Below are 12,363 nucleotides of genomic sequence, written 5' to 3' on the forward strand. Positions count from 1 at the left end.
TAGCTTTTGAACTCCCCAAAGAAATAGTAAGTGTCGCTTTCTTTGGTAATTCCAGCCCCATGGGCACTCACAATATCCTCTTTATTATCGTACCAATCGATGCCCGATACGATTTTGTTTTACATTTGGGCAAATACAATTGAATATTGTAATACATATACAATTGAAAGGAAAAATAGAAATCTCAAGGGATTAGTTATTTTAGGTACGTACCATGTTGTTAGGTAAAAATTTGGTTTCTAGGAATTTTTATTTTCGAATTATTAGAGGAGTCCTTTTTCGGTTTTCCAAATGCTTTGGATTTCAATTCCAATTGAGTGGGTATAAAAAAATAAAGTCCCCATGACTTTTAGACCCTGATTAATTTCATTTAATGAATACATCAAAGAAATTAATCCTGATCTTTCGCTTTCGCGACCATGGAGACCTTACTAATATTTATTAACCCTAAGCTTATCAATTTAAACTTGAATTAAAGTTGGGCAATTTGAGTTTTTTTTTGCTATCAATACTGTTCAAGAAACTATCATTTTTAATCAAAATCACCGATAGGGGATATTTTGACATGAAAATTGGATAGGTTAAGTTTTTTTAATTCCCCGAATTGAAATTTTTGTTTTTGGTTGGTTTTCCTTTTTACATTTGCAATTCCTAGGAATAAAAATGAAATCAGTTTGCCCTCTTTAGTCCAGAATTAATAGAGCAGGGCTTTACCGGAAAAACGTGGGCAGCATTGGTTTGTAAAAGGTAAAGTGTGGGAATTAGAATAATTTAAGTTGAGGGGCTAAATCTCTGATTAACTTAATTAGACCGTTTGAGCCTGATCTAATCTGTGGATAATGCCCTTTAGCCAACAGATATTTTTATTTAATTTTTCAAAAAATTGGAATTGCATCCTAAAGTTCCATTCTGGTTACTATAAACACCAATTGCGCTACTATCTGCAGTTTCCTGTTGTCCTTATGTATTTACCACAAAAAATAAAATCTCCATGGCTTTAGGCTCAAGATTGAATTCATTTTATGAGTGCATAGAACAAATTCATTCCTGATCTAATCTATTGACCATGGAGACCTTACTAATGTAATTAACCCTAAGCTATGTTTAGAAAATCTAAACTTTATAAAGGTGAAAAGTTTCAGTCTTTTGGAGCTATCCAAAGCGTTCATAAATCTATCAATTTTGATCAAAATTGGTATTGAGAATTGTTTAAAAATAGGTTTAGTGGTGAAATGGAAGCGTTTATTGAGATTATTGAAAAATTTAGGGCATTAATGAAAGTTATCTTATAATCTTTGTTTCTGACTCCTATTGAGTAATGAATATCCTATCAAGGTATTACAGTAGGAATAATTCTTCAATAAATATGGGGTAGGATTTTAGCAGTGGGAGGGAGAAGGGAGTTCGAAACTGGGTAATAATGGAGAGAACGTGAGCAGAAAATTATTATCGACCATACAAATTCAGCGGGCCAGGAATATCAATTAATTATTCTTTAATGAAGAGTTTAAATGGGCTAAAATTCATATTATAGGTTTTATTTTTGAATAAAAATGTAAGTATAAGGATTAATTTGTCGATCAGTTTCATAACAGTGCATAACGGATTTGACTTTTTTTTACCATAATTTGGTTAGGCATTCAGCATTCGATTAGAAATTAAAAAGATATTCCTTTGGTTATAGATAGTATTCCATTGCCATTGGTATGTTTTTAAATTAACTCTCAATTCAAACCCAAAAAAATCAATTATGGAAAAAATTTATCGAAATTTAAGGTTTTTAATGATCCTTGCTTTGTCGGCCATGTTTTTCATTTCATGTAGTGAAGATGAAATGGAACCGGTTGAACCTTCTGCAGGGTTTACATATACTGCAGATCAGTTGGATATAAACTTTGCCAATAATTCTGAAAATGTTTCTTCTTATTCCTGGAATTTTGGAGATGGCAATACCTCCACTGAAGAGAGTCCAAGTCATACTTATGGAGCAGCGGGAACATACACCGTGGTTCTAACTGCAAAGGGGATAAATGGAAAAACTGTTGAAGCCGACCAAGATATAACCATCGTTGAAGATCTGACAGCTGATTATACGGTGGAAAAGGAATACTTGGATGTTGCCTTTACCAATACTTCTGAAAATGCTGTTTCTTTTACTTGGAATTTTGGTGATGGAAATACTTCCACTGAAGAAAATCCAAGTCATACTTATGCAGAAGCGGGAACATATACCGTAGTTTTGACCGCCACTGCCCAAGGCGGAACTGAGGTGGAAACCAGCAAAGAGGTAACCGTTGTACCGCCACCAGCTGCTGATTATACTTTTGACGATGAAGGATTGACAGTAAACTTTACCAATGCTTCTGAAAATGTTGTTACCTATTCCTGGGATTTTGGAGATGGCAATACCTCAACTGAGGAGAATCCAACTCATACCTATGCGGAAGAGGGAACTTATACCGTAACTTTAACTGCAACCAGTGAGGATGGAACAGAAGTAGTAACCAGCAAAGAGGTAACCGTTGAAGTGCCGGTGGATACCTCACTTTATTCGATTGTATTTATTACGGATGATTCCAATGACGATGAACAAATTGCATGGTTACAAGAAAAGGGCTTTAATGTTACCATCTATTATAATTCCACCCTTAGCACTGCTCCCCAAGAGGATATTGATATGCTAAATGCTGCGGATTTGATTGTCATTGGACGTAGTGGCAGCTCTTCTCACTTTGATGGAGATGATAAAACAGCCTGGAATGCGTTAACAGCTCCTATTATATTAAATTCCCAGTGGGCAGCGAGAAATAACCGTTTGAACTGGTTTGATAATAATGGGAACCCAGTAAGGTATAACCCTGGGGGGGGAGAACTGATTAATGCTCAAATTCAGCAACCCGATGATGAAGCTTTTGAAGAGGTGGCAATTGGTGAGGAAAATTTGCTTCCATGGATAAATACACCTGTAAACCTGCTTTATGTCAATACAACTCCAAATGGTGAAGTATTGGCAGAGAGTGCAGTGGCTGCTGGAGGCGATCCAGGGGCTGGAGCTATGCTGTTTGTTAGATTTGAGGCCAATACCGAGTTTTATGCTGGATCAGGGGATACACCTGCCGGACCAAGAACCTACTTTGGTTTTGGTGCTGATGAGGATGGTTCTTATTACTGGCAGCTAACGGAGGAGGCCAAAGCAGTTTACTTTGAGGAAATCATCAGATTGGTTTTATTATAATAGGATATCTGATCTTTCAATTAGGATCAGTTTTTTCCGATAGACTTTGAATTTAGAAACCAGCTGTACAAATTTTGTACAGCTGGTTTCGTTTTTTCCAAGTGCCAATTTTGAATTAGTCTGCGGAGAAAGTAATATGATATTAATCCAGGAGCTAATTCCACTGGTTATTCTATTTCGCCCTTCAGGGCAGGTCTCAACCGGGGAGGGATTTGGGTTCTAGTTACCTGTATTTTCTTTTAGAATTTTTTGTTTTAGTTTAACCCCGTTAGGGTTTGTAAGACTACATATGTTTTGCCTCCCTGGGTGAAACTCAGGGTTAAGTAGTTGGAGCCTTAACAGGCTCCTGGAGTGTATACCTTTGACTGGACAATAAGTTAAGCTCTTTTCTTAAATTTGAAACAATGAGTAATAGAGAAAGGAGAACATTTGACAAGGCCTTTAAAACGATGGCCGTAGAGCTTCATTTGAATGGAAAAACAAGTACTGAAGTTGGAAGAGAACTTGGGATTGGACCAGACCTGGTCAGGCGTTGGGCCAGGGAATTTAAAGCAAGTGAATCCAGCAGCTTTCCCGGAAACGGGAAACAGCATCTAACAGAAGAAGAGAAAGAAATCCTTGCCTTGAAAAAAGCCCTGAAAGAAGCCGAACTGGAGCGTGATATTCTAAAAAAGGCAGTAAGCATCTTTTCCAAGGGGGACAACAAATATTCCGGTTCATAAGGGCTCACAGGCACGAGTTTGCTGTTGAAAAGATGTGCAGGGTTTTTAAAGTAAGCAGAAGCGGTTTTTATGGCTGGCTTAACCGAAAACCATCCAAATGTGCTGAGGAGCGAGAAGAAGTATCCAGGGAAATCCATAAAATCTATGCTGAAAGCAAGTGCCGGTATGGAAGTCCGAAGATAACCATTGAGCTTAGGGACAGGGGCTTTTCGGTGTCCAGGCCAAGGGTTGCCAGGATAATGAAAGCAAATGGGCTCAGGAGTGTGATATCGGGGAAGTTCAGTGTCTGTACCACTGAATCTAACCACAGTTTCAGAATCAGTCCGAACCTGCTTAACAGGAACTTCAGCCCTGATGGCCCTGCAAAATCATGGGTATCGGACATTACCTACATCTGGACAGAAGAGGGATGGCTTTACCTGACCATGATCATGGACCTGTATGACCGTAAGATAATCGGATGGTCGATGTCCACCACCATGCATGCCGGGGCAACAGTTATACCGGCATGGCGAATGGCACAGATCAACAGGCCTTTTTTCAGAGACCTGGTTTTCCATTCAGACAGGGGCGTACAATATGCCTGCGGTGAATTCAAGAATGAACTCGATTCTGAAAAGGTGAGGCAGAGCATGAGCAGAAAAGGAAACTGCTGGGACAATGCAGTAGCTGAAAACTTCTTCAAAATCCTGAAATCGGAAACAGGATACCGTAAATACGGATCAGTAATGCAAGCAAAACAGGAAATTTTCGAATTTATTGAAATCTGGTACAATAGGAACAGGAGACACTCCTCACTTGGGTACCTATCACCTGATCAGTTCGGAAAAACCAACAAAAAAATTACCGTATAAAGACTGACCTCGAAATTGTCAGGGTGATTTTTTTTTCAATATCGCACTGACAATTTGAGGAGCCCGCGGCAGGCGTTATTATATTAACATAGAGCTTAATCATTTGTCCAGTTTTTTGTTGCAAATCCACTCCTGTATATCTCTTTAATTCTGATTTAAATTATTTAATTGTTCCTCCATTAATGCCTGTGGCATTGTTTGGCGGGCTCATAGGCTTATTTCAATTAAATGCACTAACAATTGTGGCAGTTGTTGAAAGCTTGTAGGGAGGGTCGGATTAGTGGCTATCTATTATGATGTACTGTTCATTTAAAAAAATGTGTAAAAACATATTATAGATTTCCAAAAAAAGCATAGCATCCTGAAATGTCATTTTGTCGAATCCAATTACCTTATAGCATCGTAGCCCATTGTTATCTATTGTTTCTATGTGTTTAATAAAAAAATAAAATCTCCCTGGCTTTAGACTCAAGGCTGAATTCATTTTGTGAGCACATAGAACAAATTCACGCCTGATCTAACCTATTGACCACGGAGACCTTACTAATATTTATTAACCCTAAGCTTATCAATTTAAACTTGTCATAAAGGTGGCTATTCCTTGCTTTTTCCAACTATCCAAACCGTTCAAAAACCTATCATTTTTAATCAAATTTGCTGAATGTTTCATTTTTGAGATAAATATTGATATTAAATTTCAGAAAGGATACTTTTTAGAATTGAGTCCAGTGGATTGAGCTATCAATATTTAAAAATCTACCTTTCTCATTTATAATTTCATCAAGGATTAAAAGTACCACCCAGGTAATTTCCCTTCTTTCCCATTGGATATTCAAAATTTACACAATGAAATTCCCGTTCAACCTATTTACTAAAGAATACATTTATTCTCCCCCATTTCAATATAGACTTCATGCCCAATGTGCCTAGTTACCCTATGTGGTCCAACAAGCCCCAATAGGAAAGCTTATTTTTCTTCCTTTCCGGTATATTGTGAGGGAGAGGTTCCGAAATGTTTGATAAATGCTCGTGTGAAATTGTTAGGAAGGCTATAACCCACTTTATAGGCTGTTTCGGTAACATTGAATTGACCGCTCAATAAAAATTCAGTGGCCTTATTCATGCGGAAAGTGGTGACAAAATCCGAGGCAGACTTATTGGTAAGGGCTTTTATTTTACGATAAAATTGGGAACGACTCATGTTAAGCTGCATGGCCAATGAGTCAATATCAAAAGTTTCGGAATCCAGGTTGGATTCAATTAGCTTCCTGGCTTTTTCCAAAAATGCCTCATCAGCAGCATTTACCGCAATCTTTTTAAATTCCATTGCAGAACCTTTGGAAAACAGTTCCCTTAACTGCCTTCGTTGTTCCAAAAGGTTATTTACCTGCGCCCGAAGTACGGTTGTATTAAAAGGTTTGGTTACATAGGCATCAGCCCCCGTCTCATAGCCCTCCATTTTCGAATCATCCGATTGGCGGGCAGTAAGCAAAATGACAGGAATATGACTGGTCCGCTCATCGGACTTCAATTTACTGCATAGTTGCAGGCCATTCAAATCCGGCATCATGATGTCACTGATGACCAGATCAGGAATGCGGTCGATGGCCTTTTCCAAGCCTTCATTTCCATTGGTGGCCAAAATGACACGGTAGTCAGAGTTAAAATTAATTTCTATATATGCCCTGATATCTGCATTATCATCCACTACCAAAATCAAGGGAACGTTTTTATTATTTGTTTTTTTTGGGCCCGGTTCATGGGAAAGAGTTTCTGCCCTATCAGGTTCTGTAGGGAATTCAGGGATTGCTTGGGAAGGTTCCTTGTTTTCGAGTACGGGCAGGAAAATGGAAAAACAAGTACCTTCCCCAAGGGAACTTTCCATTTTGATTTCCCCACCATGGAGGTTTACCAATTCCTTGCTTAAGCTAAGGCCTATTCCTGACCCTTTGTTTTGTTCCTTGTTGGTGCTTGCCTGGTAAAATATCCCAAATACTTTCTCTTGTTCTTCCTTGGATATACCATGGCCAGAATCTTCCACTTTTATAAGAATCCCGCTTTTGGTTTTTTTTGCAGGTTCAAGAGTCAAGCTAATTTGTCCATGATCAGGGGTGAATTTGAAGGCATTGGACAGCAGGTTGTTCAGAACCATTGTAAGTTTAGCATCATCAAATGGCATGAAAAACTGATCCAAATGGGTTTCTACCTTAAATCTAATTTGTCTCTTTTTGGCCATTTCTTCGAAGGAAGAAGCTAATCCACGCGAAAATGCCACAATATCAGATTTCTGTAGGTTCAATTTTAAATGCCCTGATTCCAATTTACGGAAATCCAATAATTGGTTGATAAGCATTAATAACTGCTTGGCATTTCTGTGCATTAACTGGTAATAATGTTCTGCTATTTTCCCTTTGGGTTTTTCAGCCATAAGCCTCTCCAACGGATCAATGATCAAGGTTAGAGGAGTTCTAAATTCATGGGATATTTGTGTGAAAAAGTGAAGTTTGGCCTGGTGGATGGCTTCCTTTTTTCGAAGTTGAATTTTGGAATTTAGATAGCGATAGACAAACAAGGCCAAGATGCAGGCTGCCAGAATATACAAAATGTAGGCCCACCAGCTTAGCCACCAGGGTGGGAGGACTTCAACCTGCAATGTGGCAGGATTTTCGCTCCATACCCCATCACTGTTGGCCCCATAAACCTTAAATGTATAATTCCCAGAAGGGAGATTTGAATAGGATGCCAAACGTCTTGAAGCATCCGTATAAATCCAATCTTCATCATATCCCTCCAGTTTATATTTGTATTTATTGCTTAGTGGATTGGCATAATGCAAAGCTGCAAATTCCAAGCGGAATGTCTTATCCCACCAAGTAAGGGTGATTTTTTTTGAAGTGAGCAATGACTGGTCCAATATGACATGATCATTGACTTGATCACCTGGCTCAAGGTCCCGGTGCATGACATTCAAATTGGTCAAGGCAACCTTGGGAGGATAGGGGTTAATTTTGATTTTATCTGGATCAAAAGAAGTGAGACCATTAGATCCGCCAAAAAATAACTTTCCATCTTCTGGATGGTAATAAACAGCATTTTGCGTAAAATCATTTCCCTGCAATCCGTCCTTTAAATTAAAGTTTTGCATTTCTCCGTTATGGATATCCACTTTTGTCAGGCCTTTGGTATGGCTGACCCATATCGATTGATCACCATCATATACCACCGCCATGGTAAGCTCATTGGTGAGGCCAGTTTCGTTGGTGAAATTTTGGAAGGTATTGTTTTCGGGATTGAACTTGCTTAAGCCTGCAGTAGTAGCAATCCAAATATTGCCTTGGTTGTCTTCTGTAAGTGAATAGGTTCTATTGTTGGGAATGCTTTTTTTTGTGTTTTTCTGATGGGTATAATTGATGACTTTATATTCCTTTTCTATGTCTGGAGTCGGAACAAGCCTGCTTAGTCCTCCATCTTCAGTGGCTATCCAAAGTTGATTTTCTTGCCCTACATGGATGTCCATGATTTGCTTTCCGGCAAGTTCAAATTCAGTATTTAGACAATGAAATTGATCCTTTTCTTTATCATAGCGTGCTAAACCATCAAAAGTGGCTACCCAAATATTTCCTTGTTGATCCTCAATAACGTCAAATACATTTGGGTGACACATGTTCTGTAATGAACAGTTGGTAAATGTATCATCGGAGGGATCGTAATAGGTCAAACCTCTTTTTGTACCTATCCAGATGATCCCCTGTCGGTCGCAGTATAGGTTTCTGATTTGGGGGTCAATAAGTTTGTCCCTACGAATATAGGTGTAAAGCGGCCCATTTTTGGATTGTTCAATGATAGTGATTCCCTGGTTTTCTGATCCCACCCATAAGCGACCTTCCTGGTCCATGCAAACTGCCCTAACAACATTATCGATTAGGCCTTTGCCAGGTTGGTCTTTATAGTAATTAAAAAATGGTTTGATGTTCAGGTCGGCATGGCTGATACCCCTCGATTGGGTGCCCACCCAGAGATGCCCAGTATTATCCAAAAATAAATCTTTGACTAAATCATCAGAAAGGGAATTGGGGTCACTTGGATCGGCGTGGTAGGTAATCGTATCGCCAGTGTTCCGGTTGATTTGTAACAATCCATTGTCATAGGTAGTTAACCAGGTGTAATTCTTGTTTGCTGTTTTTTTTCTCCAATAACCATAACGTTCCTTTATTTTTTTGACGACAGGTGCAGGAACCTGTCCTGAAGGATAGTATTTGAAGGTTTCACTTTCATAGTCATATTTAAAAACAAAATCATTGGGCTCCACTGCAACCCAAATGTTTTGCAAGGAATCGGTTACAATGGCATTGATCCGGTTGTCGGAAAGTGTAGTACTGTCTTTTTCGTGAGCCCGGAAAACCCTAATGTTATACCCATCGTAACGTACCGCTCCTCCCCAGGTACCAAACCACATAAATCCGTATTTATCCTTTGCAATAGCATAAATAGAGTTTTGGGGCAGGCCATCTTGTACGGAAAAATGGTTGAACTTTAAATGTTTGTCCTGTGCGTCAACCTTCCCTATCCCAATCAGGAACAATAGGCATAGCAAAATAAGGTGACTTATATTCAAGTTCATAATAAGCTTTCTTAGGGCAATTTCATGGGTGAAATTAGCATAATTTTTAAAGGGAAATAGATTTTACCCAATTGATTTTGGAAGTAACTAAAAATCAGTCCAGAAGACTTTGTGTTTTTGAAGTGTAATTTTGAATCAAAAAAAATTAGATTAGGGAAGTTCTTTTCCCAAATAATAAATAATCCTGACGATAATTTGTTTTTTAAGTGTAGATTACCAGAATCTTTCTTAAAAAGCGATAAATAGATAAAAATTAATAGTTGAATCCGGTTCATTATTTTAATTTTCATAAAAGTTAAATTTTTTTTTAAAGGAAATGAGGTGAAAAAAGTATTTAATACCACCCAAAAGGGGAGAAATTAAGTTTTGTTTAAAGAAGGAATGAAAAACCGATTTAGCTAAGGTGTTAGTGTGGTTTTTTAGGGGGGATGGAAACGATTACAAAACGGTAAATAACCTTGTAAAACCTTGCTAGAACTGGTGAAATTTTTGCTTAAAACCTTTGGGTATATGGGATGCAAACCAGTATAAACCATAACACTTTCAAGGAACCTATTTTATAAATTTCGAATAAGTCTTGATGGAAAAAAGATATTGAAAGTCCTTTTTACTTTCTCCAAATAAGTAAAAGAAGCATTTAAGTCTTTCTCCGTAAAAAATTGTTGATTAACAAAACCTCAATAATCTATGAACAAATTTACAAAACAGCTTTTTGCGTGTTTTTGCTTGGCCAGTTCATTCCTTGTGGGTTGTAAGGAAGAATTTGACGAGTACTACGCAAGACCCGAAAACTTAGAGGGACCGATTTACCAAGTACTTTCGGACTCTTCTAGGCACAAGGGGAATTTTGACCATTATCTGGCCTTGGTAGAAAAGGCGGGTTATAAGGAAACCCTCAGCAGGGCTGGGTATTGGACTGCTTTCGCGCCAACTGATGAGGCCTTCGAACAATACTTTCAGGAAAATAATCTGAGCGGCGTAGAAGATATCGATGAAGATAAGGCCTACGAAATTGTCACCTATTCCTTGGTTTATAATGGTTATAGCCATACCGACCTTGGGTACTATCAAAATGGTCCAGGCAGGGACACTCTCTCTGCAGCTTTCCGCCGTAAGACTGCCTATTATAGGGGAGTCTACAAGGAAAATGTGGGGGGAGAGGAAATTGATGTTGTTGCTGCAAACAGAAATGGTTTCGATTCCTACAACCTTGAGGATAATAACAATAAGTACATTCCTTATTTTATGCAGCATTACCTGGATATTAATGATCTCACCTCTGAGGACATTGAATATTTTTATAATCGGCCTTATACAGGAGCTCAAGTAGCAGAGGCGAATATTGTAACGTCCAATATTGCTGCAGAAAATGGATATGTCCATTCCATTGACAAGGTAATAGAGCCTATGCCCAATATTGCCGATTATATAGATGACAATCCCCAGTATAGTTTGTTTAAATCCATTTTGGAAATGGAGTTCAGGGATTTACAAACAAACACTGCTATCTCTTACAATTCCTCAGCTTATCCTGAACTTACAGAAAGATATGGTCCAGTATATGACTTGTCAGGACCTGTACATGTGAAAGCTTACACCGGGAATTATACATTTTCTCCAAATAACGAAAACTTTATTGGTGGAAACCTGGCACAATCTGATAGTTGGTCCATGTTTGTTCCCGAAAATGATGCTTTGCAGCAGTTTTTGGATGATGTTTTATTAGTGTATTACGGGAGCATTGAGAATGTCCCCGACCAAATCATTTATGATTTTGTAAATATGCATATGTGGCAGGCAGCTCTTTGGCCAAGTCAGTTTCAGCTGGTAACCAATAACTTGAATGAGGAAGCCCGTTTTGACCCTAATGCAAATATTACAGATAAGAAGATCCTAAGTAATGGGATTTTTTATGGAACCAATAAGGTTCAGGAGGGAAACTTCTTCTTTACCGTGTATAGCCGTCCTTATTTGGATCCACAATACAGTATCATGCGGGAATTGTTGAATAGTTACCGTATCACCATTTCCGATCCGGATCAAACTTATGGATTGATATTGATGTCCAATCAACAGTTGCGTGATGCTGGATTCGAATATGACCCAGGGGCAAGGAATCCTTGGACCTATAATGGAGAACCAGGTCAAGCTTATGAAAGGCTGATTAGAATGCTGGAAATGTGCATTATAAAACTGGGTAGTGAAGATGAATTGGATGACCTTTCTACTGGATCTGGAATTTTGGAGACTTATGGCGGTGAATACATTCGTTATGAGGATGGAGAGTTCTTTGCCTCCGGAAATATGGAAAGTGGCGAAAATGTTCAAGTGAAAATGGACGAGACCTACGAATCCACAAATGGTCCCGCTTTTTATACAGAAGGTTTGTTGACATATAGTGAGAAGTTGCTTTCAGAGAAAATCTTTGAATTCCCTCAGTTTTCAAGATTTGCAGAGTATTTGGAAAATTCCTCAATATATGATGCCAACTCCTTACAAATTGAAGGGGTGGCTATAGGACAATTCTTTACCGTATTAATCCCCTCTAATGAGGCCATTAATACTGCAGTTGCTGATGGAGTGTTACCTGCCGATCCCCAGACAAATGATCCTGAAGAAATAGAGCAGATTACCAATTTCCTAAAGTATCATTTTGTGCCTAGAAATACCATCGTACCGGATGGTAAAAAGATTGTAAGTGCAAACGGGTCTGATTTCCCAACGCTCTATACAACTGTAGATGGTGAAACCAAAGAAGTGGTGATTGATAACAGCGCCGATGGGTTCCAGGAGCCTTACACTATGACCGTAACTGACCTTAATGGGAATGTAGCCAATGTGAACATTGAAAATAGCAATGTTTTGGCAAGTTATGCGGTGCTTCATGAAATCGATCGCGTTTTAGAATCTAATTAACCCAAACGCCGTAGG

The 12,363-nt window shown here is 38.6% G+C and carries 4 protein-coding genes; 3 read left to right on the forward strand and 1 reads right to left on the reverse strand.

Annotated elements, in window-relative coordinates; translation table 11 throughout:
* Positions 1-1,750 precede the first annotated feature (1,750 nt).
* On the forward strand, positions 1,751-3,235 hold the full coding sequence (locus QWY93_RS09230) for a PKD domain-containing protein (protein WP_290247930.1): 1,485 nt from the start codon (positions 1,751-1,753) through the stop codon (positions 3,233-3,235).
* Positions 3,236-3,639: 404 nt separating this feature from the next.
* A protein-coding gene (locus tag QWY93_RS09235; RefSeq protein ID WP_435380184.1) for an IS3 family transposase occupies positions 3,640-4,811 on the forward strand; the annotation gives its coding sequence in 2 pieces (ribosomal slippage) (positions 3,640-3,901 and positions 3,901-4,811; 1,173 coding nt in all).
* A 967-nt stretch (positions 4,812-5,778) separates the two neighbouring features.
* On the opposite strand, the gene QWY93_RS09240 is transcribed toward QWY93_RS09235, so the two are convergent.
* Positions 5,779-9,432, reverse strand: coding sequence for a hybrid sensor histidine kinase/response regulator transcription factor (locus QWY93_RS09240; protein WP_290247931.1), 3,654 nt, complete (start codon positions 9,430-9,432; stop codon positions 5,779-5,781).
* Positions 9,433-10,119: 687 nt separating this feature from the next.
* Here QWY93_RS09240 and QWY93_RS09245 point away from each other — a divergent pair.
* Positions 10,120-12,348: a fasciclin domain-containing protein gene (locus tag QWY93_RS09245; RefSeq protein WP_290247932.1), complete on the forward strand. Its 2,229-nt coding sequence runs from the start codon at positions 10,120-10,122 to the stop codon at positions 12,346-12,348.
* Positions 12,349-12,363 lie beyond the last annotated feature (15 nt).

Origin of the sequence: Echinicola jeungdonensis, assembly GCF_030409905.1 — a bacterium.
In the GTDB taxonomy this organism is placed as follows: Bacteria; Bacteroidota; Bacteroidia; order Cytophagales; family Cyclobacteriaceae; genus Echinicola; species Echinicola jeungdonensis.